The sequence below is a fragment of the Burkholderia sp. DN3021 genome (assembly GCF_049805555.1).
Classification (GTDB): domain Bacteria; phylum Pseudomonadota; class Gammaproteobacteria; order Burkholderiales; family Burkholderiaceae; genus Burkholderia; species Burkholderia pyrrocinia_C.
On record NZ_JBNCAB010000102.1, the window covers coordinates 1 to 23,447 of the forward strand.

Annotated in this window: 19 protein-coding genes; 5 read left to right on the forward strand and 14 right to left on the reverse strand. The window is 68.2% G+C overall.

The genetic code is table 11. The features are described from left to right. The 8 genes from sctJ to ACPUER_RS31885 all read right to left on the reverse strand — a co-directional run. Positions 1-854: type III secretion system inner membrane ring lipoprotein SctJ (gene sctJ, locus ACPUER_RS31850; protein ID WP_425133042.1), on the reverse strand; the 854-nt coding region annotated here is incomplete at its 3' end. 52 nt (positions 855-906) lie between these two features. After that, entirely contained in the window at positions 907-1,380 is a 474-nt protein-coding gene (locus ACPUER_RS31855) for a hypothetical protein (protein ID WP_175959571.1), read from the reverse strand. Between the two features lie 148 nt (positions 1,381-1,528). After that, the gene (locus ACPUER_RS31860; RefSeq protein WP_034180511.1) at positions 1,529-1,741 is read right to left on the reverse strand and encodes a hypothetical protein; all 213 of its coding nucleotides are present in this window, start codon (positions 1,739-1,741) and stop codon (positions 1,529-1,531) included. A 141-nt stretch (positions 1,742-1,882) separates the two neighbouring features. Then, on the reverse strand, positions 1,883-3,241 hold the full coding sequence (sctD, locus tag ACPUER_RS31865) for a type III secretion system inner membrane ring subunit SctD (RefSeq protein ID WP_175959572.1): 1,359 nt from the start codon (positions 3,239-3,241) through the stop codon (positions 1,883-1,885). Beyond that, positions 3,222-5,264: a type III secretion system outer membrane ring subunit SctC gene (gene sctC / locus ACPUER_RS31870; RefSeq protein ID WP_425133043.1), complete on the reverse strand. Its 2,043-nt coding sequence runs from the start codon at positions 5,262-5,264 to the stop codon at positions 3,222-3,224. The genes sctD and sctC overlap by 20 nt, the downstream gene beginning before the upstream one ends. Further along, complete coding sequence (gene sctS, locus ACPUER_RS31875) at positions 5,264-5,542, reverse strand: type III secretion system export apparatus subunit SctS (protein WP_006480854.1); 279 nt, start codon at positions 5,540-5,542, stop codon at positions 5,264-5,266. The genes sctC and sctS overlap by 1 nt, the downstream gene beginning before the upstream one ends. Then, complete coding sequence (sctV, locus tag ACPUER_RS31880) at positions 5,539-7,746, reverse strand: type III secretion system export apparatus subunit SctV (RefSeq protein WP_175959574.1); 2,208 nt, start codon at positions 7,744-7,746, stop codon at positions 5,539-5,541. Before sctV ends, sctS begins: the two co-directional genes overlap by 4 nt. Positions 7,747-7,988: 242 nt before the next feature. Continuing rightward, a complete protein-coding gene (locus ACPUER_RS31885; RefSeq protein WP_034180515.1) occupies positions 7,989-8,822 on the reverse strand; it encodes a helix-turn-helix transcriptional regulator in 834 nt (277 codons plus the stop codon). Positions 8,823-9,106: 284 nt separating this feature from the next. Here ACPUER_RS31885 and ACPUER_RS31890 point away from each other — a divergent pair, with 284 nt between their 5' ends. Continuing rightward, positions 9,107-10,012, forward strand: a complete 906-nt coding sequence (locus tag ACPUER_RS31890; protein ID WP_425133044.1) for a helix-turn-helix transcriptional regulator — start codon at positions 9,107-9,109, stop codon at positions 10,010-10,012. Positions 10,013-10,148: 136 nt separating this feature from the next. On the opposite strand, the gene ACPUER_RS31895 is transcribed toward ACPUER_RS31890, so the two are convergent. Further along, positions 10,149-11,795 carry an NRAMP family divalent metal transporter gene (locus tag ACPUER_RS31895; RefSeq protein WP_425133045.1) on the reverse strand — a complete coding sequence of 549 codons (1,647 nt, stop codon included), beginning with the start codon at positions 11,793-11,795 and terminating at the stop codon, positions 10,149-10,151. Positions 11,796-11,910: 115 nt separating this feature from the next. After that, a complete protein-coding gene (locus ACPUER_RS31900) occupies positions 11,911-12,051 on the reverse strand; it encodes a hypothetical protein (protein WP_165948028.1) in 141 nt (46 codons plus the stop codon). 1,061 nt (positions 12,052-13,112) lie between these two features. Here ACPUER_RS31900 and ACPUER_RS31905 point away from each other — a divergent pair. Together ACPUER_RS31905 and ACPUER_RS31910 are read left to right on the forward strand one after the other, a co-directional pair. Then, positions 13,113-13,382 carry a hypothetical protein gene (locus ACPUER_RS31905; protein WP_175959576.1) on the forward strand — a complete coding sequence of 90 codons (270 nt, stop codon included), beginning with the start codon at positions 13,113-13,115 and terminating at the stop codon, positions 13,380-13,382. Positions 13,383-13,508: 126 nt separating this feature from the next. Then, positions 13,509-14,996, forward strand: coding sequence for a carbohydrate porin (locus ACPUER_RS31910; protein WP_175959577.1), 1,488 nt, complete (start codon positions 13,509-13,511; stop codon positions 14,994-14,996). A gap of 111 nt (positions 14,997-15,107) precedes the next feature. Here ACPUER_RS31910 and treA read toward each other — a convergent pair whose 3' ends face one another. Beyond that, positions 15,108-16,847, reverse strand: coding sequence for an alpha,alpha-trehalase TreA (gene treA, locus ACPUER_RS31915; protein WP_425133046.1), 1,740 nt, complete (start codon positions 16,845-16,847; stop codon positions 15,108-15,110). A gap of 332 nt (positions 16,848-17,179) precedes the next feature. On the opposite strand from treA, the gene ACPUER_RS31920 reads away from it, so the two are divergent. Then, positions 17,180-18,568, forward strand: a complete 1,389-nt coding sequence (locus ACPUER_RS31920; protein ID WP_310132799.1) for an MFS transporter — start codon at positions 17,180-17,182, stop codon at positions 18,566-18,568. A gap of 431 nt (positions 18,569-18,999) precedes the next feature. Continuing rightward, entirely contained in the window at positions 19,000-20,211 is a 1,212-nt protein-coding gene (locus tag ACPUER_RS31925) for a winged helix-turn-helix domain-containing protein (RefSeq protein ID WP_175959580.1), read from the forward strand. 20 nt (positions 20,212-20,231) lie between these two features. On the opposite strand, the gene fabI is transcribed toward ACPUER_RS31925, so the two are convergent. From fabI to ACPUER_RS31940, 3 genes are read right to left on the reverse strand one after another with little or no spacing between them, the layout of a single operon-like run. After that, positions 20,232-20,993 (reverse strand): enoyl-ACP reductase FabI, encoded by a 762-nt coding sequence (gene fabI, locus ACPUER_RS31930; RefSeq protein WP_310132793.1) that lies wholly within the window; start codon positions 20,991-20,993, stop codon positions 20,232-20,234. 27 nt (positions 20,994-21,020) lie between these two features. Next, positions 21,021-22,142 (reverse strand): alpha/beta fold hydrolase, encoded by a 1,122-nt coding sequence (locus tag ACPUER_RS31935; RefSeq protein ID WP_425133047.1) that lies wholly within the window; start codon positions 22,140-22,142, stop codon positions 21,021-21,023. Between the two features lie 8 nt (positions 22,143-22,150). Further along, on the reverse strand, positions 22,151-23,359 hold the full coding sequence (locus ACPUER_RS31940; RefSeq protein ID WP_425133048.1) for an acetate/propionate family kinase: 1,209 nt from the start codon (positions 23,357-23,359) through the stop codon (positions 22,151-22,153). Positions 23,360-23,447 lie beyond the last annotated feature (88 nt).

A 23,447-nucleotide genomic window follows, 5' to 3' on the forward strand; every position in this document is an offset into this window, starting at 1 on the left:
GACGGCGGATGCCCGGACGCCGGCTGCGCGGACGCTCCGCCATTCGCCCCGCGCGGCGCGCCGAGCAGGCCGGCAAGCCGTGCGCCGAACATTCCGCGCCGCGCCGCCGACAGCGCGATCACCGCGCAGGTCAGCAGGATCAGCGCGAACACGAGCCAGCCGAGCGGCGAGCGCAGCCGCACGATATCGGTCACCGCGCTGCCGATCCCGTCCACGCGCGTTGCTTGCGCGGCGGCCGGCTGCAGGAACAGCGACACGTTGTCGTACTGCAGCCCTTCGATGCTGTGCGCGACGAGATCCTTGACCATCGGCGCCATCGCGCGCAGGTCGACGCCCGACCGATAGCGGATATACACGGCCGCCGACGACGGCTTGATCTTGTCCGCGAGCGGATCGTTCTCCGGAATCACGACCTGCACGCGCGCGACGACCACGCCCTCGATGTCCTGCAGCGTGCGCGACAGGTCCTGCGACACGCCGTACAGATAGCGCACGCGTTCCTCGGCCGGCGTCGACACGAGGCCCTGCTTCTGGAACAGCTCGCCGAGGCTCGCATAGCTCGGCTTCGGCAGCCCGTTCGCCTGCAATACCGTGAGCGCCGACTGCATGTCGCCGTCCGCGACGCTGACCAGCCATGCGTTGCGGTCCGACGTGTCGCGCGCGTCGTTATCCTTCGACGCGCTGATGCCCGCGTCGCCGAGCACCGCGACCATCTGGTTCGCATCGCGCTCCGACAGGCCCGAGTACAACTCCTTCTGGCACCCGGCCAACAGCACGAGCAGCCCCGCGAGCAGCGCGCGCGCCGCCCGGCTGCGCCACGCATGCGCGCGCGGCGTCGAATCGATCGTCGTCATCGTTTGTCCGCTTCAGGGTGCGTGAGGCCGAATCCGGCCTGCACGCACGCTTTCACTCCTGCGTCTTCAGCACGGTGTGCGTGAAGCCGTTCGCCGCCTGCGCGACCGACAGGCTCAACTGGTATTCCGAAATCGTGGTGGTCGCCGTCCACTGGAAGTCCATCGCCTTCACCATCGTCATCATCGGATCGCTGCGGCTGTCCGCCATCGACGTCAGCATTTCGCTGCGATGCTTGTCGATGTTCGCGTACCGCGTGTCGAGATCGTTGCCGTAGGTGCGCAACCGCTCGACGAGCGACGACTGGTTCGCCTGCGCGGGCGTCATCTGCACGGCCGGCGCCGCATCCGCCGGCGCGTGCGACATCGCGACGCCCGACGAAGACGACGCCGCCGGCGATGCGCCCGGCTGCATCAGCGCATCGAACTGGCGCACCTGCGCCGGATCGGACGCCGAGCCCGTCTGCTGCACGGCACCCGCGAGCGCGGCCGCGCCCGGCGGCGCCGCGCCTACGCCTGTCACTGACATATCCATGCCCTCCTTGGCTGGCAGGCGCCGGACCGGATCGGTCGGGCCCGCCCGGAACAGGCCGGCCGGCACGCGCGCATCAGCGGCCGGGCGCCCTTCGCGGGCAGGCCCGGCGCGCGTCGGCACGCGGCGCGGCCGGCAACCGGCGTCATGCGCGGCCGGCCGAGCTCAGGTGTTGCGCAACCTGGGCGTTCGCCGTCCCCTCCTGCGCGGTCACTGCGTTGCTGGTTTCGAACGTCGCAGTCGACTGCTGGACCTGGAAGTTGATCTTCGTCAGTTCGAGCTGCGTCTTGGTCAGGTCGTCGGCCTGCTGCTGGACCTGGTTCGTGTTGGTTGCACCACCTGCGGCCTGGGTACCCATGTTTCGCTCCTTAACGTGAACTTCATCCACCTTCCGGCGATGGCCCCATGCCCCGCCGGCGACGTGAGCCGCCGCACCGATGCGACGCCCCGCGTAATGCGCGCACCGCCTGTTACGCGATGCGCATGACCTGTCGCGGCGCTAGTGCGCCGCCTCCTTCGTCGAAGCACCGGCCGCCTTGGCACCCGCTTGCGGTGCGTCCGGCAACAGCGTCGGCCCCGGCACCGGCTGCGCGACTCCAGCCGCCGCACCGCTCGCGAGCGGCGCCACGGGCGGCGCGGGTGCCTGCTCGGGCGCGTTCGCCGACGCGCCGCCGAGCGGCATCGTGATGCGCTGGCCGTTGCGTTCGAACACCACTTCGTCCGGGCCGATCGACACGACGGTCGGCCCGTCCTTCAGCCGCGCGCCCTCGAAATAGCGGCTGCCGTCGACCGTCTCGATATAGCGCTGGTCGCCGTCGCCGGCGAACACGGTCGTGATCTCCGGAATGCCGGCCATCCCGCCGAGCGTCGTCGTCGTGCGCGGCGCGGCCGGGTCGGCATCGCGCACGTGATCGACCACCTCGAGCGCCGGGCGCGCGTCCTTCATGTAGTTGCGAATGCGCGGCTCGATCTGCGCGCGCGCGGCCGCGCCCGTCAGCTCGATCCGGCCGCGGCCGAGATACGCGACCGTCAGCGCCGTATCGCTGAAATAGGTCTGCGCGGTCGCCACCAGATCGCTGACCACGTAGATGTTGCCGAGCGCCGCGTTGTCGACGCCCGCGACGATCTGCGCGACGCGTTCGCGCGCGGCCGGGTCGCTCACGTAGCCGGACACGATCACGCCGTCGTCGCGCGGCGCGACGGCCAGCTCCGGATACGCGTGCAGCAGTTGCTGCAGCCGATGCGTGCGCGCGAGCACCGATTCGTGCTGCCACGGCAGGCGCCCCGACCACGCGACGAAGCCATAGCCGAGCGCGCCGAGCAGCACGCCGATCCACAGCGCGACCAGCGCGATCACGAGCCGACGGCTGCCGAGGCGGCGCAGCCCGCCGGTAAGCCAGCCGAGCCACGCGGCCTCGCGCGCGGCGTCCGGCGCGTCGGTTTCGTCGGGCACCGCGACGCTCGCCTGCGCGTGCCGTGCGATGCCGAGCCGGATCGAGCCGACCGTCACGACGTCGTACGGCGTCATCGAGCGGCGGCCGCTGCCGAGCGGTTCGTCGTTGAACAGCACCGGTGCACCGGCGTCGCCGCCGTGGTTCTGCACGGTCACCGCGAGCGCGCCGACCTGCAGGCACACCTGTTTCGCGCCGATCTCGCGATCGGGCAGGATCACTTCGCAATCGGCCGCCGTGCCGACCCAGTTCGCGCCGCGCGCGAGCGACATCGTGCGGCCGTACATCGGCCCGCTCAGGAAGCACAGGTTCCACGGCGACGCGAGCGCGGCAGCGCCCGCCCCCGCGCCTCCCGCGCCGCCGGCCAATGCGCCGTCGCCGTGCGGGTCAATGATGGTCGTCGACATGGGGGGTGGCTCCTGCGGTCGTCGCCGCCGGCTGCGACGCCGCATCCAACGGCGGCGGCGGCAGCGCGGGCGGGCCGAACTTCGTGCCGGGCAGCGGCTTCGGCGTCAGCGGCACCGCGACGTCGTTATCCGGCGGCCGATACATCGACATGCCTTCCTGGTTCGCCGGCCGGTCGGCGCCCGGGTTCACGGGCGAGCCGTCCGGCGCGTACATCGACGCGGTCGTCACCACGCGCGGCGTCAGCAGGTAGAACCGCTCCATGTGGTTGCCCGACTTGTCGGTGTACTTGAACAGGTTGCCGATCAGCGGGATGTCGGACAGCCAGGGCACGCCGCTCTTGTTCAGCTTCACCTCGTCGTCGTTGAAACCGGCGATCAGCAGGCTCTTGCCTTCGTCGATCATCGACTTGGTGACGATATTGCGCTGCTGGATCACCGGAATGTTCGACACGGCCTGCCCCTGCACGACGTTGCCGTCCTGGATGTCGATCGACATCATCACGCTCTGCGGATTGCCGGATACGGCGGCCGCGTTGCGGATCGCCTCGTCGACGATCATCGGCGTCACCTTGATGCTCGTGCCGGTCGTCACGCTGTACAGCGACGAATCCTGGTAGCCCTGCACCTGCACGTAGAACTGCGTGAGGTTCTCGAGGATCGCCTCGGTGTTGTCGAGCGCGAGCACCTTCGGTTTCGAACGCAACTGCGCCTGCCCCTTCTGCGCGAGCGCGTTCACGCGCGTGAGCAGGTAGTTGCGCAGCGAGCCGCCGATCGATGCGGTCAGCGCGATACCCGTCGGCAGGAAGGCGCCCGTCTGCCCGGTTTCCGACGTGCCGACGCCGAACGTCAGCGGCGGATTGCCGGAGCCGTTGTACTGCGTGTTGCCGTTCAGCGGATTCGCGCCGTTGCCGATCTGCACGTCGCCGTGCGTCGTGTGCAGGCGCCAGTCGATCCCGAGGCTGTCGAGCGAATCCTCGTTGATGTCGATGATCGTCACGTTGATCTCGACGATGCGCGGCCGCTCGTCGAGCTGGTTGATCAGCGACTGGTAGCGATACATGTTCTCCGGCAGGTCGCGCACGATCACCGCGTTGATCGCCGGATCGGCGACGATCTGCGGCAGCGTGTCGCCGCCGCCGCCGTTCGAGAACGGCGAGAACCCGCCGGTCGCGCTGCCGTCGCCGGAATAGCCGCCCGAACGCGGGCCGCCGGAGATATCGGGGAAATCGAGGCGCGGCACCGCGATCGTCAGCCCCGAGCCGAGCTTCACCTGGCGCGCGGCCTGCCCGAGCGACGTGCTCGACGGCAGTGCGTTCGTGCCGCCGCCCTTGCCGAACAGCCGGCTCAGAATCGTCGCGACGCCCGGCACGGTCACTTCCTTGCCCGAGCGGTTGATCGTGAAATCCGACGCCCAGCCGTACTTCAGCCGGAATGCGCGGATGTCCGCATGCGCGCCGTTCGCCGCCGGATCGCCGACCGAGCCGACCGCCTGCCGCACGAGCTCGACGTAGCGGCGCGGGCCGGCCACGTACACGCTGTTCGCGCGGTCGTTGATCACGAGCGTGTAGCGCTTGTCGGGAATCTGCATCGCCTGCAGCGCGCGGCCGATTTCGCCGGATGCGTTCGGCGGGATCGGGATCATCTGCGTCTGCGACTGGTCGGCCGGATCGACGTACAGGAACGAGCCGTCGTAGTACCACGTGAGCCCGTAGGTCGAGCAGATCGTGTCGAGGGTCTGCTGCGGCGTGCCCGAGAAACGGCCGCTGATCACGCCGTCGACCTTCGGGTCGACCACCGCCGTCACGCCCTGCGACGATGCGAGTTCGCGAATGAAGTCGCCGATCTTCTTGCCGTTCGCGACGATCGTGAACGGCTTGTTGCGCCAGCGCAGGTCCGCGGCGCGGGCCGGCTGCGCGGGCGCCATGCACAGCGACGCCGTGAGCAGCGCAGTCGCGCACATGGCAAGCGCGGCCCGTTGCAGGCTGCGCGGTTGAAACCGGATCGGGGCGACGCGTCGACGCATCAAAGGACTCCTGTGGAAGAAACGAACATGCGTTCCAGCGCCTGCTGCGCGAAGCGCAGCACTTCGCCGCCGAGCCAGCCCGACAGCAGCACGAGTGCGACCATCACGGCGATCAGCCGCACCGCGATGCCGATGTTGGCGTCCTGCACCTGCGTGACGGCCTGCAGGATCGCGACGACGAGGCCCGTGACGGTGGCGATCAGCACGATCGGCAGCGACAGCAGCAGCACGAGCATCAGCGCCTGGCGCGTCAGGTCGAGGATCGTCGAGCTCGTCATTGCACGGCTCCCGGCACGCGCACGTCGGCGCCCGCGCCGACCGAGCCGTCGTCCGGCGGGTTCTTCACCCAGCCGATCGTGTGCAGCTGCACGTCCTCCTCGACCTCCTGGTACGACAGCACCGCCAGTTCGGGCAGCACCGGCTGCAGGATCGTCTTCACATAGCGGCGCGCGCCGAGCGCGACCATCACCGCGAGCCGCGCCGCGCCCTGCGCGTTGCCGTGGCCGCCGGGGCCGGCCGCCTGCGCGGCCTGCACGATCGCGCGCACTTGTTCGCCGATGTCCTGCTTGATCGCGCTCGACAGCGCGAGGAAATTGCCCTGCTTGGTGCGCATCACCGCGCTCTCGATCCGCTCCTGCAGGTTCTGCTCGAACAGCACGACCCGCAGCTGGCGCGTCGTGCCCGCATGGCGGTCGGTAATCATCCGGCGCAGGTCGACGCGCACGAGCTCGACCAGCGCGATCACGTCGTCGGGTTCGTTCGGCGCCCACGTGATCAGGCTCTCGAAAATCACGCGCAGGTTGCGGATCGGCACCTGTTCGGCGAGCAGCCGGCGCAGCACTTCGGTCACGCGCTGCAGCGGCACGAGCCGCGTCAGCTCGCCCACGAGTTCGGGGTGTTCGCGGCGCACGAGATGCACGAGCGCCTGCGTCTCCTGGATGCCCAGCAGTTCGTCCGCATGCTGGCGCACGATCTGCTCGACGTGCGCGGCGAGCGCGCTTTCGCTCGACAGCCACTTGCCGTCCGGCGCGGCGCCGTCGGGCTTGATCCACAGTGCGGTCGCGAACGGGCCGAACGCCTCGGCCGGCTGGCGCTCCGCGCGCTCGGGCAGCGGCGCGACACCGTCCCACAGCAGCCAGCCCGGCTTCAGCGCGCCGTGCGCGGCGAGCACGTCCTGCAGGTAGATCCGGTACGTGCCGGCCGCCGCACCTTCGTCGTCGTTCAGCGTGATGCGCGGGAACACCGTGCCGATATCCGCGTCGACGCGCGCCTTCGCGCTCGACAGCGCGGCCTGCAGTTGCGCGAGGTTCAGGCTCGTGCGCAGGTCGTCGGACAGCGATACCGCGATCAGCGACGTGACGCCCGCCGCGTGCGACACCTTCGCGGGCTGCCCGTCGTCGGCCGTACCGACGCGCCCCGCGATCTGAATCAGGTTGAAGCTCGGCGCGGTCGTCTTGTGCTTGATCTGCGAGAACGCGAACGCGCCGAGGCCGAGCGCGATCAGCGCGAACGACCATTTCGGAAAGCCGGGCACGACGAGGAAGCCGGCCAGCACCAGCGCCGCGATCAGCAGCGCGCGCGGATGCGCACCCAGTTGCTCGCCGAGCTGTTCGCCGAGCTGGCGCTGCCGCGCATCGCGGGTCGCGACGCGCGTCGTCACGATGCCGGCCGCGATCGACACGAGCAGCGACGGAATCTGCGACGCCATCCCGTCGCCGACCGTCAGGATCGCGTAGCGTTGCAGCGCCGCGCCGATATCCATCCCGTGCATCAGCGTGCCGACCGCGATCCCCGCGACGATATTGATGAACGCGATCACGAGGCCCGCGATCGCGTCGCCCTTCACGAACTTCATCGCGCCGTCCATCGCGCCGTGCATCTGCGATTCCTGCTCGAGCTTCTCGCGGCGCTCGCGCGCTTCGTCGGCACTGATGATGCCCGCGCGCAGGTCCGCGTCGATGCTCATCTGCTTGCCCGGCATCGCGTCGAGCGAGAAGCGCGCGCCGACTTCGGCCACCCGCTCCGACCCTTTCGCGATCACGATGAACTGCACGACGGCGATCACGAGGAACACCACGCCACCCACCACGACGTTGTTGCCGACGACGAGCCGCCCGAACGCGTCGATCACGTGGCCGGCGTTCGCATGCAGCAGGATCAGCTTGCACGACGCGATGTTCAGCGCGAGCCGGAACAGCGTCGTAAACAGCAGCAGCGCGGGAAACGACGAGAAGCTGACCGCCGACGGCACGTAGGTCGATACCGTCAGCAGCACGACACTCACGGCGAGATTCAGCGAGATCATCCCGTCGAGCGCGGCCTGCGGCAGCGGCAGGATGAACAGCGCGACGACCGCGACGATGAACGCGGCGAGGAACAGGTCGGCGCGCGGCGACGCGCCCCGCAGACGCCGTCCGGACACGCCGCGGCCAGCGGAAAACAACCGCTGCCAGTCGCGGGGGAGCGCCTTCGGTTCTGCCATCGTGCCGTTGTCCTGTCGTCGTTATCGCCGGCTGGCGCGGGCAACCCTGCCCCGTGCCGCACGGACCGTTGAATGGGACGAGTGTAGCGATGCGAACCGATGGAAAAAGGGATGCACCTCGTAGCGCGAAAGCGCGTTTGCCGGCGGCGATCGGATCGGACTACGAAACCCGGCGGCGCATTCGGGCACGCGCGGCCGGAACCGCTTCCAGCGCGCGCCGGGCCGCCCGCGCGCGCGTCGGGTCAGGGCTGAAGGCGCCGCGCGGCGAGGTACGCGAGCTGTGCGCGGTTCTGCACGTTGAAGAGTTTTTCGAGCGAACGGATGTGGTGGCCGACCTTGTGCAGCGACGTACGCAGCGCGCTCGCGATCTCCTGGTCGGACAGCCCGTGCACGAGACGGTCGAGCACCTGCTGCTGCTCGTCGCCGAGCGCGAAGCCGCGCATGCGCGCGATGCGCGCCTCGAGGAACGGCAGCGCGACACGATGCACGGCGAGGCTCACGGCCAGCGCGCCGCCGATCACGCGATCGTCGATCCATTCGGTGCCGTGCGTCTCCGACGTCACGTTCACCGCGACGCGCAGGTCGAGGCGCGGCGCCGACAGGCTGAAGATCACGCCGCTGTTCATCGCGTGCGCGCGCAGATGGCCGGCGAGGGCCAGCACCTTGCGGTCGCCGCTGCCCTGCGCGGCCGCCTCGATCTCGTCGAGCCGCCACGCGACCGGAAAGCCGCTCTGCCGCACCTGCGCGAACCGCGGGTCGCTCTCGTACAGCATCCCTTCGATAAACGGCTGCATGAACGTCGCCGGCGCGAGGTCGCGCAGCAGATGCGCGCACAAGATGCGCCGCCCGATCATTTCATAGGCGCCGTAACCGAGCGTACTGAAACCGATTTGCCGCAATCGCGCATGGCATTGCGCGAAATCGGCCGAAGCAAGGTCGGTTTTACCGAGTGCAATTTGAATGCCGGTAAAAACGTCGCGGTCGATTGCCTGATATTCGTTCGAATAAGCGGCAGCGGCCGCTATATCGGCCTGTGAAAACCATTCGACGCGTGGTGCGCCGTCAGCATATGTCATGAGGAGCCCGCCCTTTCCCAATATGTGAAACTGCGCCCCGTCACGATCTGGTCTTTTCTTTATGATTTTCTGGTCGTTGTTATATGCGTGCGAATATGAACCTTTCGCCGCAATTAGTATTACGGCATATTACGCGCACACAGACATTTTTTGTACAATGCCCCCGCGTTTCGTCAGGGATGACGATCGGCGCATATCAAAACGATGCTCGATCGCACCGCCGCGAATGCCGTATACGATACGGCCGCCGCCAGGCGATGCGCGTCGATTCCGAGGGATGGCTCATGTCCGATATTGCATTGCATGAAGAAGCGGTCGCCCCGACCTTTTCCCGCCCGTCGCGCGGGTCGAGCGCATGCGCGAACGCGCTGCGGGAGCGTACCGTGCAGGTCGTCTGGTGCGACGACGTCAAGCGCGGCGAAGTCGCGCAGCCGCACGCGCCGACGCTCGGCGTCGCCGATACGCTCGCGCATGCGCAGAGCACCGCCGAGCGCAACCGGATCGTCACGAGCCTGCTGCACCTGACAGGCTTCTCGACGTTCGCGTACTTCGCGCTCGAATTCGCGCGCGAGCGTGTCGAAAGTCTCTACCTGCACGAAGCGTTTACGCCGGCCACCTATCGCGGCGACTACGTGCGGCACAACCATCACGACGTCGATCCGCGCACGCTCGGCGCGCGCGTATGCAACATGCCGATCGTGTGGGACCTGCAGCAGCTGCGCCGCGAACACCGCGAGCGCGACGCCGGCCCGTGCGTGACGCCGGCCGCGCTCGACGGTTTCCTGCAGACGATGCAGGACGACGGGATGTGCAGCGGCATCATGTATTCGATGGCCGTGCCCGGCACGCGGCTGCATGCGTTCATGAGCTTCACCGCGCCGCGCCGCACGCGCGAATGGATCACGCCGGCGACGATCGAGCAGGCGCTGTCGATCGGGCTGTCGGTGCACAAGTTCGCGTCGCCGCAACTGATCGCGACGTCGCGCGAGCGTACGGTAAACGGGCTCACGCCGTTCGAGCAGGAACTGCTGCTCGGCATCGCCGAAGGCGCATCCGACAAGGAGATCGGCCGGCGCCTCGACACCAGCGCGCACAACGTCGACTATCACCTGCGCAAACTGCGCAAGCGCTTCGGCGTCGCGAACCGGATCCAGCTCACGTACCTGACGTCGAAGCTCGAGCTGATCTGACGGCGGCGCAGCGCTTGCGACGCTTGCGACGAGCGAACGTGCAACGTGTAAACGCACATGCCGGCCTCGCGGGCCGACATGTGCGGGTTGCGGCGCGGTGCCGGGTCCGGCGCCGCTTCCTGGCAAACGATCCGCGTTACTTCAGCAGCGTCATCTGCACGACCTTCACGATCACGAGACCGACCGCGATCACCAGATAGCCGCGCAGCACGGCCATCCAGATCCGCGTCGCGAGCGTCATGTTCTGCGGCTCGAGCGTGTCGAGCGGCGGCATGCGCCACGTGTCGCGCAGCGAGCGATCGAGCGCCGGTTCGACGACGCGCTTGTGGCGGCGAATCAGCACCGTCGCGAGATAGCCGGCAATCGCAAGCACGGTGCCGCCCACCAGTACGTCGACGATCGCTTCGCCGCTGATGTCCGGATACATCACCGACGCGGTCAGGATGATCGACAGCAGCACGAGCACCCAGATCACCGCGCCCGTGAACACGTTGAGCTTCGTCGAGTTGACCCACGGCCCCAGCACCTGGCGGTCGTTGCACAGCACGAGCAGGAACACCGTCGCGCTCGGCAGCAGCACGCCCGCGAGCGTCTGCACGGCTTCGGTCAGCAGGCCGAGCGGGCTGCCCGGGATCAGCACGAGCGTGGCCGCGGCCGCGACGATGCAGAAGTACACGAGATAGAAGCCCTTCGCGTCGGACACGCCGCGGTGCAGCGAATGGCGGATCTTGAACACGTCGCCGATCGCATACGCGGTCGACAGCGACACGGCCGCCGCGCCGATGATGCACGCGTCGAGCAGCGCCACCGCGAACAGCGTCGCGCCCGTGCGGCCCGCATACTTCTCGAGGCCCGCGATGATGCCGCCCGCGTCGGTGAAGTTGCCGGCTTCCGGATGCCCGCCGAACAGCGCGGCGCTGAAACCGATCATCGCGACCGCGCCGATCAGCACGAATGCGATGCCGATCCACAGGTCGACCTTTTCATACTTCATGAAGCGCGGCGTGATGCGCTTGTCGATCACGTAGCTTTGCTGGAAGAACAGCTGCCACGGAGCGACGGTCGTGCCGACGATGCCGATCACGAGCAGCATCACGTCCGACAGCTTCGCGTGCGCGGGCCAGTTCGGCACGAGGAAATCGCGCGTCATCTGCGCGACGGGCGGATGGATCGACACGAGCACCGGCACGAGCAGCAGGCTCAGCACGCACAGCCCGATCGCAAACCGCTCGAAGCGCCTGAAATCGCCGGTACTCACCGCGGCCATCGTCAGCGCGGCGGCCACGCACACGCCGGCCACCTTCGGCAATCCGAAGAAATCCAGCACGAACGTGATGCCGATGAACTCGGTGACGATCGTCAGCGCATTGAGCAGGAACAGGTCGATCACGCTGAATGCACCCCAGAACTTGCCGAAGCGCTCGAAGATCAGGCGTGCATGGCCGACGCCCGTGACCGCGCCGAGGCGCAGCACCATTTCCTGGTTCACGTACAGCACGGGCACGAGCAGCAGCAGTGTCCACAGCAGCGTCGTGCCGTAGTTCTGGCCGGCCTGCGTGTAGGTGCCGAATGCGCCGGCATCGTTGTCGCCGACCATCACGATGAGGCCCGGGCCGATGATCGCGAGCAGCGTGCGCAGCCGCGCCCACCATGTGCCGCGCGCGGCGGTGTCGTGATGCGCGATCGTGCCGAGCGCGCCGCGGATGTCGCCGACATGGGCTTCGTCGAGCACGGCGCTGCGTTCCGCGACGATCGGTGGAGAGACGTTGGATGGCGTGGACATGATTTGTTCCGTACGGCTAATGGTTATCCGATGAGCGTGTGACCTTGGGATACGTACGCGGGGCCGGTCCGCAGGCAGCCGCGCGTGCGCATGCCGAGGCGCGCTCGGCGCTTCTTCAGTGGCGGATCAACGATTTCAGCTGGTTCAACAGGCGGGAGAACACCCGCGGACGGGCGTCGAGCGTCAGCATCGCGTCGTATTGGTTGCGCGATTCCGCGACGTGCGGCAGGTTCGACAGCAGAAGGCCGAAGTTCATGGTCTGGCTCCTTGCGGCGACGGCAGGCGTGCCGGCCGCGTGGTGGGCGCGGGGCCAGTCCGGGGCCTGAACGACGTGTCAGGCTAGTCGGCCGGAGTGTCCCTGCGACCCGGGTTCAAAAGGGTCGGTGCGTGAAACGGGCATAAGGGACAACTGTCACTGTCGTTCATGGCGGCTCCTGTGCGGTGTTCCGGGGAACACGGTTGACCGCCGTCCGGCTTGCGGGCCCGCCGTTCGCGCGCATGAAAAACGCATACGCGAACGCGGCCGCATACCAGGCGGCGGCATATCCGGACGGCGCATGCGAAAACGCATCACGCTAACCGGCGCGAATCAGGGTGCACGTAGGGAGTTGCTGCGGAATACTGCTGCGCGCACCGTTTGCCCGGGGGACAAACGGCGGCTTCGATGAGGCGCGGACGTCGGTCGCTCAGGCGGAAATTTCGTTCGAAGATCGACTACTGCAGGCGTCCAAGGCGGCGGCCCCAAGAGTGAAGATGCCGAATTCTATGAACCGCCCGAAAGTGAAGTCAACCCCTCCGAACCCCCTTTCCAGAAATAAATTTCCCGCCTTGCGACGCTGAAAGATTTGCCCTTGAAATGACGTACCGAAACCTTTCAGCACGTCATGAACCGGTCACGCGCCGATGCATGCGAACAACGGCAGGCGCCCGGCAGCGCCCTCTGCTTGCCGACCGCGTGCCGCCGCGACTCGCACGCCACACACACATCGTCTTTTCTGCGTTTTTTACTTGCACCGCGGCAAAAGTCGCGACTACAATCCGCCCCAATTCATCAACGGAGTCCCTCCGTGGACACATGCTCCAGTTGCAGTTCGATGCCGGTCCAGGCCGGCCAAGCCATCGCGAGATAGCAGCCAGACGCATGTCTTTCGCCGCTAGCTCGCATTCGTCGGGTTAGCGCGCTTCCTCCCGGGCCGGCCGTCGCCGGTTCATCAGTCGCACGCTCCGTTATGTTCCAACCTCCGATCGCAGGCCGCGTCATGCGCCCGCGCTCGATCACGTCGTCCGGCCTGCGCCGGACCGGACGGAGGCAGCGTCATGTTCTTTCAATCGTTCGCGGTCAGACTCAAGCGCATCGTGCATGTCGCGTGCGACCGCTCTTTCGTTTCCGGCCGCTCGCCGCTCGCCCATGCACTCGGCAACTGGCGCGGCGCGGCATTCGCCCACGTGCCGGCGGCACCGCGCCCGCTCGACTGCGTGCTGGTCGCCGCGATGGCGGCCGCGGTGGCGCTCGCCGCGCTGCTATGCTCGGCTGCATCGCGCCTCGGCTTCGCGCAAGTGTGGCGCGTAGGCGGCTGGTTGCCATAAGCCCGCGGCGCGCGGTGGCGCCACGCGCACATGTGCCATGTGCCGCCGCGCGAGCGCCTCGCCACGCTTCCCGCATCACGTATTCTTTTCTTCAGCCTAACTAATCAAATCGCCGACGGAGTCCGCATGAAGAACCCTCTCGAACCCGTTCCGCGCAAGCCGCGCGTCAATGCGCTCGCCGCGCTGCTGCTGTCGCTCGCCGCCGCGCCCGCATTCGCGCAATCGTCGCTGCCGGCCGCGGCCGAACCGGCGGCCGGCGCCAGCGACGCCGCCGCTCCCGCACAACAGGCCGCCGATGCTGCCACGCCCGCCCCCACCGGCCTGTGGGAGCGCTCGAACCTGCTCGGCAACATGGGCGGCCTGCGCGACCTGCTCGGCGATCACGGCGTCACGCTGAGCCTGCAGGAAACCAGCGAGTACCTGTACAACACGTCCGGCGGCACGAAGCGCGGCGGCGCCTACCAGGGGCTCACGCAATTCGGCTTCAACGTCGACACCGGCAAGGCAATCGGCCTGCCGGGCGGCACGTTCAACGTGTCGGCGCTGCAGATCCACGGCACCAACGCCACGCAGCGCTACCTGCAGACGCTGCAGACCGCGACCGGCATCGAAGCGAATTCGACTACGCGCCTGTGGGAGCTCTGGTACCAGCAGTCGTTGCTCGACGGCAAGGTCGACGTGAAAGTCGGCCAGCAGAGCGTCGACCAGGAGTTCATGGTGAGCCAGAACGCGGCGACGTTCATGAACGCCACGTTCGGCTGGCCCGTGCTGCCTTCCACCGATCTGCCGTCCGGCGGCCCCGCGTATCCGCTGTCGTCGCTCGGCGTGCGGCTGCGCGTGAAGCCGGCCGATGCATGGACCGCGATGGTCGGCGTATTCGACGGCAACCCGGCCGGCCGCACCGACGGCGACGCGCAGGTGCTGAACGCGCACGGCACCAACTTCAACCTGCGCAGCGGCGCGTTCGTGATCGGCGAAGTGCAGTACGCGCTGAACGCGCCGCCGGCCGACCCGAAGGCGCCGCAACCGGCCGGCCTGCCGGGCACCTACAAGCTCGGCTTCTGGTATCAGTCGCAGCATGCGAACGATCCGCGCTACGGCACCGACGGCCTGTCGCTCGCGAATCCGGCGAGCAACGGCATTCCCGCCACCCATCGCGGCAACTACGGGCTCTATGCGGTCGCGGACCAGATGGTCTGGCGGCCGTCGGACGACAGCCCGCGCTCGGTCGGCGTGTTCGCGCGCGTGATGGGCGCGCCGGGCGATCGCAATATCGTCGACTTCGCCGCCAATGCAGGCGTGACGCTGAAGGCGCCGTTCAAGGGGCGCGACAACGACGTCGCGGGCATCGCGGTCGGCTACGCGAAGATCGGCTCGCATGCGCGTGGCCTGGACGGCGACACCGGCACCTACACGACGCCCGGTTATCCGGTGCGCCGCGCGGAAACCGTCGTCGAGGCGACCTACCAGTACCAGGTCGCGCCGTGGTGGCAATTGCAAGCCGACCTGCAGCACTTCTTCCGTCCGGGCGGCGGCATCCCGAACCCGAACGCGGCGGGTGCGCGTATCGGCGACGAAACGGTGGTCGGCGTGCGCACGACGATCACGTTCTGACGCAAGCCGCATACGGAAGCGGAAACGAAAACGGGCCGGACGGCCGCTTGCGCGACAGTCCGGCCCGTGCGTTCGCCTGCAGCGCGCTGAACACGCCGCAGGCGCCGTGCGTCACTCGCCGTACAGCCCGAGCAGTTTCAGCGTGACGCCGTTGGTCCAGCCGAAGCCGTCCTGCAGCGGATATTCGCCGCCGCCGCCGCCGCCCGTGCCCGCGCCTTCGACCACGTACTTCTCGACGAGCTTGCCTTCGGTTGCATACACATGCTTCACGTCGGACAGGAAACGCGTGCCGATGTCCTTCGCGAGCGCCGGTTCGCCATAACGACGCAGCCCGTCGATCGCGATCCACTGCAGCGGCGCCCAGCCGTTCGGCGCGTCCCACTGCTGGCCGGTATTCTCGGTCGTCGTCGCGAGGCCGCCCGGTTTCAGCAGCGTCTTGCGCACCTCGCGCGCGGTCGCCTTCGCACGCTCGGGCCATGCGACGCCCGCGAACAGCGGATACAGCGCGGCCGCCGTCACGCCGTCGCGCGGCTTGCGCAACTGCCAGTCGTAGTCGCCGTAGTAGCCGCGGCGGTTCCACAAATAGTGGTTGATCGCGGCCGCACGCCGCGCCGCGCGCCCCGCGAAGTCGGTCACGCATGCGACGTCGCGCGTGACCGCGCAGCCCTTCACGATCGTCGTCTCGAGATGGAACATCAGGCTGTTCAGGTCGACCGGCACGATCGACGTCGTGCGGATCGTCGCGAGCGTCTTGCCGTCGCCGAACCAGCGCGAGCTGTAGTCCCAGCCGCTTTCGGCGCCTGCGCGCAGGTCGCGGTACACGTCGTTCGCCGGACGGCCGGGCGCAGACTTCGCGGTCGTCACGTCCTCGAGATACGACTCGTCGCGCGGCGTGTCGCTCGCATCCCAGTAGCGGTTCAGCACCGCGCCGTCGGGCATCGCGACCACGTTGCGCGCGGCCTGCCCGCGCGGCGTCGTGGTTTCGCCCTGCATCCAGTACGCATGCTCCTTGCGCAGTTGGGGCAGGTATTTCTGGTAGACCTTGTCGCCTTCGGCCTGCGCGGCGAGCGTGACCATGTACGCGAAGAACGGCGGCTGCGAGCGGCTCGCGTAGTACGTGCGGTTGCCGTTCGGGATGTGCCCGATCGTGTCGATCAGATGCGCGAAGTTGTCGAGCATGTCGTCGACGAGATCCTCGCGACCCGACACCTGCAGCCCGAGCATCGTGAAATAGGTATCCCAGTAGTAGCCTTCGCGGAAGCGGCCGCCCGGCACGACGTACGGCTTCGGCAGCGGAATCAGCGAACTGTACGGCGGCACCGTGACGCTCGTGCGCGTGAGCTGCGGCCACAGCCAGTCGATGTGCTGGCGCAGCGTCTGGTTCGGCGGCGGCGTCACGCCGCCTTCCGGGGGCGGCGTGAAATGCTGGCCGACGAACGTCTTCAGCGAGAAGCCCGGCTGCGATTTCTGTTGCTGATACAACTGCACGATCGTCGCGGGATCGGTATCGGGCGTCGCGTCGACGAAGGTCTTCTGGTCGGGATAGATCTGCGCGGTCTGCACCGCGACGAACAGGTCGCCGTAGAGCTGGCTCGGCGGCGGCAGCAGCGTGCCCGACGCGGGGCCGGCAATCGCCGCCGCGGTCGGCACGGCCGACTGGCTGGCCGCCTGAGCGGCGGCCTGGTTCGCATTGTCGGCCTGCGCGGCGCAGCCGGCGACGGCCAGATACGCAACGGCCAGTGCGGCGGCCCAGCGCAGACGCGGCGCGGGCGGTGCATGACGCGGTGCATGATGACGCGAGAAGCGACGTGAGAAGCGAGATGCAATCGATGCGGCACGACGTGACGTCATGGCGTGTCCCCTCCTTTCGATGGTGAGTGGCTCGGCACGAGGTCTCGTTCGCGCGCGCGCTCGTCTCGATGGCCCTCGATCGATGCGCGTCATATGTTGTGTTGCGAGTGGGTCCGACTGTCGCATAAAACGTGCGCCGCACGCAAGTTTCGCGGTCGCAGCGACAGTCGATGTCATGTGTCGTGTCATGCGCCGCAGCCGGCGCGGCGGTCGTCTCTTCTTTCGCGCGCGGAAGCAGGAACGACTGTTGCAACATGCGGAACAAGTGTTGTCGAACGTGACGCATCGACAACAATATGGGCATAATGGCGTCTTTACCGCGCGCCCAGCCCATGTCGCCCGTCTTTCTAGCACCGCTCATCGTTGCCTGTGCGTTGTTCATGGAAAGCGTCGACGCGAACATCATCGTCACCGCGCTGCCCGCGATGGCGAGGGACTTCGGGCACAACCCCGTTACGCTGAACGTTGCGATCACGGCCTACGTGGTCGGGCTCGGCGTGTTCATCCCGATCTGCGGCTGGCTCGCCGACCGCTTCGGCGCACGCTCCGTCTTCCGCACCGCAATCGGCATCTTCGTCGTCGGCTCGCTGATGTGCGCGGCCTCCAGTTCCCTCGGCGTGCTCACGTTCGCGCGCTTCATACAGGGCGTCGGCGGCGCGATGATGGTGCCCGTCGGCCGCATCATCATCTTCCGCGCGGTGCCGCGCTCGGATCTCGTGCGCGCGATGAACTATCTCGCGATTCCCGCGCTGTTCGGGCCCACGGTCGGGCCGCTCGTGGGCGGCTTCATCACGACCTACCTGCACTGGCGGATGATCTTCTTCATCAACGTGCCGATCGGCATCTACGGGATCTATCTCGCGAGCAAGCACATCGCGAACACGCACGAGCCCGATCCGGGCCCGCTCGACTGGTTCGGCTTCCTGCTGTCGGCAAGCGGCGCCGCATTGCTGCTGATGGGCCTTACGCTGCTCGACGGCTCGCTCACCTCGCGCTCGAACGCGATCGTGATGTGCGCGGCCGGCACCGTGCTGCTCGCGCTCTACGTGCCGTACGCGCGCCGCAAGGAGCGCCCGGTGCTCGACCTCAGTTTCCTGAAGATCCCGACCTACCACGCGAGCGTCGTCGGCGGGTCGCTGTTCCGCATCGGCCTTGGCGCGGTGCCGTTCCTGCTGCCGCTCGCGCTGCAGGAAGGGCTCGGCATGAGCGCGTTCCATTCGGGGCTCATCACGTGCGCGTCCGCGCTCGGCGGCGCGATGAGCCGTTCGACGGCCACGCATACGCTGCGCCGTTTCGGCTTTCGCACGGTGCTGATCTACAACGCGGCATTCGCGGGGCTCGCGATCGCCGCGTACGGCGTGTTCCATCCCGGCATGGCGACCTGGGCGATCTGGCTGATCGTGCTCGTCGGCGGCATCTTCCCCGCGCTGCAGTTCACGAGCCTGAACTCGATGATCTACGCGGACATCTCGCCGCGCGACGCGGGGCGCGCCACGAGCCTCGGCAGCGTGGTGCAGCAGATGTCGCTCGGGCTCGGCGTGACGGTGGCCGGTATCGTGCTGCACGTGTCGCACTGGCTGCAGGGCCACCAGACGATGGTGTGGTCGGATTTCTGGCCCGCGTTCGTCGTGGTCGGGCTGTGCTCGTTCGCGTCGATTCCGATCACGCGGCGGCTGCCGCCCGGCGCCGGCGACGAAGTCGCGCGCGGCAAGCGGCAATAAGCGGCAAGCATTTCGGTTCGCCGCGTTGCGGCGCGGCAAAACACGACGACCTGTCCCGCGCGCTGCGGCCGGGGGAAACGTGTGCCGCGGCATGACACGTCGCGCGGCAGCCGGCGAAAAACCGGAAAAACAAAAAAATCAGCGGACATCCACACGGGGCCGGTGCTCAGCCGCATGGATGTCCGCTCAGGGCTCCGGGTCTCCCGATGGGGGTTGAGAATCCCGGATTCGCTTCCTGCGTGCCATGGACATATGTGCGTCGGAAGCGGAATCGTTGCGCGCACTTGTCGTCGCGCCATGCTCTGCACTATAGGGAAACTTGCGAAACGCATCTGTCAAGCATTGTCAGACGCGTTGCATCGGTGCGTCGCACACGCGCGCCGCTTTCGCGCTAAAGTGATCGCCGACCGCCACCCTCATCCGCCATTCCGATGCTTACGCTCTCGCCCGCCGCCGCCCGCGCGCTGCATCTCGCCGCACAAGGTCTGCTGACGCCGCCCCGCCGCAAGGCGACCAAGGCCGACGTGCTCGACACGATCCGCCGGATGGCGCAGTTGCAGATCGACACCATTCACGTCGTCGCGCGCAGCCCGTATCTCGTGCTGTTCAGCCGTCTCGGCGATTTCTCGCCGCAGTGGCTCGACGAACATCTCGCCGAGGCGCGCCTGTTCGAATACTGGTCGCACGAAGCGTGTTTCCTTCCGATCGAGCAGTTCGGCCTGATGCGGTACAAGATGCTCGATCCGTCGGGGATGGGCTGGAAATACGCGGCCGAGTGGCACGCGCAGAATCGCGACGAGATCGAGCGGCTGCTCGCGCGGATTCGCGACGACGGCCCGGTGCGATCGGCCGATTTCGTCCGCGAAGATGGCGTGAAGGGCAACGGCTGGTGGGACCGCAAGCCCGAGAAGCGCCACCTGGAAGTGCTGTTCACGACGGGCGACCTGATGGTGTCGGAACGCCGCAATTTCCAGCGCGTGTACGACGTGCGCGAACGCGTGCTGCCCGGCTGGGACGACACGCGCGACCTGCCGCCGCGCGAAGCCGTGCTGCCCGCGCTGCTCGACTACACGTGCCGCGCGCTCGGCGTCGTGCGCGCGGACTGGGTGGCCGACTACTATCGGCTGCCGCGCCGTTCGTATCGCGAGGAGCTGGAACGGCTCGCGGATGCGGGCGACCTGATTCCGGTGCGGATCGACGACTGGAAGGAGCCGGCCTATGTGCATCGCTCGCTCGACGCATTGCTGCCGGCCGCCGCGGCCGACACGCTGCGCTCGACGGTCACGACGCTGCTGTCGCCGTTCGACCCCGTCGTATGGGACCGGCGGCGCGCGTCGACGCTGTTCGGTTTCGACTACACGATCGAGTGCTATACGCCCGGGCACAAACGGCGCTACGGCTATTTCTGCCTGCCCGTGCTGCATCGCGGCCGGCTGGTCGGCCGCGTCGACGCGAAAGCGCACCGCACGCTCGGCACGTTCGAACTGAAGGCCGTGCATGTCGAGCCGGGCGTGCGGTTCGGCACGGGGCTCGCGGCCGACGTCGCGAAGGCCGTGAAGAAGCTCGCGGCGTGGCACGGCACGCCGGAGGTCGCGGTCGCACACGCGCCGCCGGCCCTCGTGCAGGCATTGGCGCGCACCTGACGCCGCGTGCCGCCGGCACGCTAGCCGAGCATGTGCATGCCGGCGTCGATATAGTGCGTGCCGCCCGTGATCGCCCGTGCACCGTCGCTCGCCAGGAACGCGCAGAACGCGCCGACGTCGTCGATGTCCAGCGCGTGATGCAGCGGCGCCCGGCGCGCGGTGTCGTCGAGCAGCCGGTCGAAGTCCGGCAGGCCCGATGCCGCGCGCGTCGGCAGCGCGCCCGGTGAAATCGCGTTGACGCGAATGCCCGTGCCGCCGAGTTCGGCCGCCAGGTACCGCACGCTCGATTCGAGCGCGGCCTTGACCGGCCCCATCACCCCGTAGTTCGCGACGACCTGCTCCGCGCCGAGATAGCTCATCGCCATCAGGCTCCCGCCCTGCGTCATCAGCGGCTCGGCGAGCCTCGCCATCCGGATGAACGAATGGCACGAGGTATCCATCGCCACCGAGAAGCCTTCCGGCGAGCTGTCGACGACGCGGCCGTGCAGATCGGCCTTCGGTGCATACGCAACCGAATGCAGCACGAAATCGATCGCGCCCCATTGCACCGCGATCGCGTCGAATACCGCCGCCATCTGGTCGGGCCGCCCGACGTCGAGCGGCATCCGGATCGGCGCGTCGAGTTGCGCGAACAGCGGCTCGACGTGCGGCAAGGTCTTCTCCGACTGCCAGGTCACCGCGAGCGTGGCGCCCGCCCGGCAAAACGCACGCGCGCATCCCCACGCGATGCTCTGCTCGTTCGCCATGCCGACGACGAGCCCCCGCTTGTGTCGCAACGTCATGCCGCCCCCCTGTCGATCCGCGCCGGCCTAGCGCTGCGCCGCGATCCATCGCGCGATGTCCGGCCACACCGTCTTCAGCGTACGCGACCCCATGAACAGGCCGATATGGCCGCCCGGCACGAGTCGGCTCTCGATCCGCGACGCGGGCGTCCCGAGGCGATCGCGCGCCCCGAACACCTGCTCCGACGTCGTGATGTCGTCGGCCTCGCCGGCGAGCAGATAGGCCGGGCACGCGACGTCCTTCAGATCGAGCGTGCGCCCGAGCGCAACGAACGTGCCCTTCGCGAGCCGGTTCTCCTTGAAGATCTGCACGATCGCCTGCAGGTACCAGCGTCCCGGCAGGTCGATCGGGCTTTCGTACCAGTTCGCGAACACCTCGCGCTTGCGCAGGTATTCGGGATCGTCGAGATGCTCGTACAGGTCGATGTGCTCGGCAAGATAGTGCTGGTCGGGATGCATGTTCTTCCAGCCGCGCAGCATGAAGCGCCCGCGCATCAGCCCGCCGCCCATCGCCACGAGCTCCTCGTAGAACGACGTCGGATACGTGTGCACCATCCGCTTGATCGGGCCGTCGCCCGCGTCGGTGTCGATCGGCGAGCCCGCCAGCACGAGGCTCGCGACCTTGTGCGGGAAACGCGCCGCATACATCGCGGACATCCAGCCGCCCTGGCACAGCCCGACGAGATTCACGCGGCCGCCGAGCTCGTCGACGCACACGTTCAGCTCGGCCAGATACTGGTCGATCTCGAGGTCCTTCATGTCCTCGGTGGCCGAGCGCCAGTCGGTCAGGTACAGACGCGTCACGCCGTGCTCGCGCAGCGTCTGCATCAGGCTCTGCCCCGGCTGGTAGTCGGCGATCATCGCGCTGTGGCCCGCGTACGGCGCATCGACGATCGTCGGCAGCCCGTGCGCCGGCGCGGCCGAATAATCGCGAAACGTCACCGTCCGCAGCTCCAGCAACGGCCGGTTCGTCGATGCCAGCGCAGGATGCACTTCGAAATGCAGCTTCTCCTCTTCCGCGAGGAAGCGGAGATTGCGCGCGGCGATCTCGGAACCGGCCGCGAACATCGCCGTGGCGGCGGCCATCGGCCAGAACATCGGCAGCGCGGGGGCGCTGACGGCAGGGGAAGACGTGTCGCGTGCTGTCATCGAAGGTTTCACCGGGTCGGATACGGCGTGGAAGGGATCGCGTCGTCCAGCACGCGGCGCGTGTGCCGCGCGATCATCAGGTTCTCGTCGGTCGGGATCACGCGCACCGTCACGCGCGACGCGTCGCTCGAAATCACCGGCAGGCCTGCGGCGTTCGCCGCGTCGTCGAGCGCGATGCCGAGCCATGCCGCGCGGCTGCAGATCCGTTCACGCACGCGCGGCGCGTGCTCGCCGATGCCGGCGGTAAACACGAGCATGTCGAGACCGCCGAGCACGCCGGCCAGCGCGGCGAGTTCGCGAGCCGCGCGGTACGCGAACAGCTCGACTGCATGCGCGGCCGACGGCGCGTCGCTCGCGAGCAGCTTGCGCATGTCGCTCGACACGCCGGACACGCCGAGCAAGCCCGATTCCGTATAGATCAGATGCTCGACCTCGTCGAGCGACCGGCCCTCGTGACGCTGCAGGTACAGGATCACGCCGGGGTCCAGCGCGCCCGTGCGCGTGCCCATCGGCAGCCCGTCCACGGCCGTGAACCCCATCGTCGTCGCCACGCTGCGGCCGTTCGCGAGCGCGCACAGGCTCGCGCCGTTGCCGAGGTGCGCGACGACGGTCCGGCGCTGCGCCCAAGACGGATCGAGCCCCGCGAGTGCCGTCGCGATGTATTCGTACGACAGCCCGTGGAAACCGTAGCGCACGATCCCCTGCCCGGTCAGCGCGCGCGGCAACGCGAACTCCCGTTCGAGCGCCGGCATCGTCGAATGGAACGCCGTGTCGAAACACGCGACCTGCGGCAGGCTCGGTGCGACCGCGGCGACCGCGCGGATCGCGTCGACGTGATGCGGCTGGTGCAGCGGCGCGAGCGGCGAAAGCGACGCTATTGCATCGAGCACGCGCGCGTCGATCCGCACCGGCGCGGTGAAATACGGGCCGCCATGCACGACCCGGTGCCCGACGCCGTCGAACGCGGCCTCCCGCCCGACGTGAGCCGCGAACCACGCGTGCAGCGCTTCGATCGCGCCTTGGTGCCCCGGTCGCGCGACGGGGCTGTCGGCGAGCGTCGCGCCGTGCGCGTCGGCCACGCACAGACGCGGGGCGCCATGCAGGTTCTCGACCTGCCCGTGCAGGCCCGCATCGAGCGAGCGATCTTCGCGCGTGTCGTAGACCGAGAACTTGAGGCTCGATGAGCCGGCATTGAGGACCAGCACGGGATGTCGCATCGCGGCCCCGTCAGTGTGCGCAGGCCGCAGCGGCCGGCGGGGGGGGGGGGGGGCGCCGGGGGGGGGGGGGGGGCGGGGGGGTGTTTTT

Bases quoted from the DNA above. Each gene is read 5' to 3' on its own strand.
- sctS (WP_006480854.1), bottom strand. From the start codon at position 5,542: ATGACGAGCTCGACGATCCTCGACCTGACGCGCCAGGCGCTGATGCTC.
- ACPUER_RS31900 (WP_165948028.1), bottom strand. From the start codon at position 12,051: ATGAACTTCGGCCTTCTGCTGTCGAACCTGCCGCACGTCGCGGAATCG.
- sctD (WP_175959572.1), bottom strand. From the start codon at position 3,241: ATGTCGACGACCATCATTGACCCGCACGGCGACGGCGCATTGGCCGGC.
- ACPUER_RS31935 (WP_425133047.1), bottom strand. From the start codon at position 22,142: ATGACAGCACGCGACACGTCTTCCCCTGCCGTCAGCGCCCCCGCGCTG.
- sctC (WP_425133043.1), bottom strand. From the start codon at position 5,264: ATGCGTCGACGCGTCGCCCCGATCCGGTTTCAACCGCGCAGCCTGCAA.
- ACPUER_RS31885 (WP_034180515.1), bottom strand. From the start codon at position 8,822: ATGACATATGCTGACGGCGCACCACGCGTCGAATGGTTTTCACAGGCC.
- ACPUER_RS31860 (WP_034180511.1), bottom strand. From the start codon at position 1,741: ATGGGTACCCAGGCCGCAGGTGGTGCAACCAACACGAACCAGGTCCAG.
- sctV (WP_175959574.1), bottom strand. From the start codon at position 7,746: ATGGCAGAACCGAAGGCGCTCCCCCGCGACTGGCAGCGGTTGTTTTCC.
- ACPUER_RS31940 (WP_425133048.1), bottom strand. From the start codon at position 23,359: ATGCGACATCCCGTGCTGGTCCTCAATGCCGGCTCATCGAGCCTCAAG.
- ACPUER_RS31890 (WP_425133044.1), top strand. From the start codon at position 9,107: ATGTCCGATATTGCATTGCATGAAGAAGCGGTCGCCCCGACCTTTTCC.
- ACPUER_RS31855 (WP_175959571.1), bottom strand. From the start codon at position 1,380: ATGTCAGTGACAGGCGTAGGCGCGGCGCCGCCGGGCGCGGCCGCGCTC.
- treA (WP_425133046.1), bottom strand. From the start codon at position 16,847: ATGACGTCACGTCGTGCCGCATCGATTGCATCTCGCTTCTCACGTCGC.
- fabI (WP_310132793.1), bottom strand. From the start codon at position 20,993: ATGACGTTGCGACACAAGCGGGGGCTCGTCGTCGGCATGGCGAACGAG.
- ACPUER_RS31905 (WP_175959576.1), top strand. From the start codon at position 13,113: ATGTTCTTTCAATCGTTCGCGGTCAGACTCAAGCGCATCGTGCATGTC.
- ACPUER_RS31925 (WP_175959580.1), top strand. From the start codon at position 19,000: ATGCTTACGCTCTCGCCCGCCGCCGCCCGCGCGCTGCATCTCGCCGCA.
- ACPUER_RS31895 (WP_425133045.1), bottom strand. From the start codon at position 11,795: ATGTCCACGCCATCCAACGTCTCTCCACCGATCGTCGCGGAACGCAGC.
- ACPUER_RS31910 (WP_175959577.1), top strand. From the start codon at position 13,509: ATGAAGAACCCTCTCGAACCCGTTCCGCGCAAGCCGCGCGTCAATGCG.
- ACPUER_RS31920 (WP_310132799.1), top strand. From the start codon at position 17,180: ATGTCGCCCGTCTTTCTAGCACCGCTCATCGTTGCCTGTGCGTTGTTC.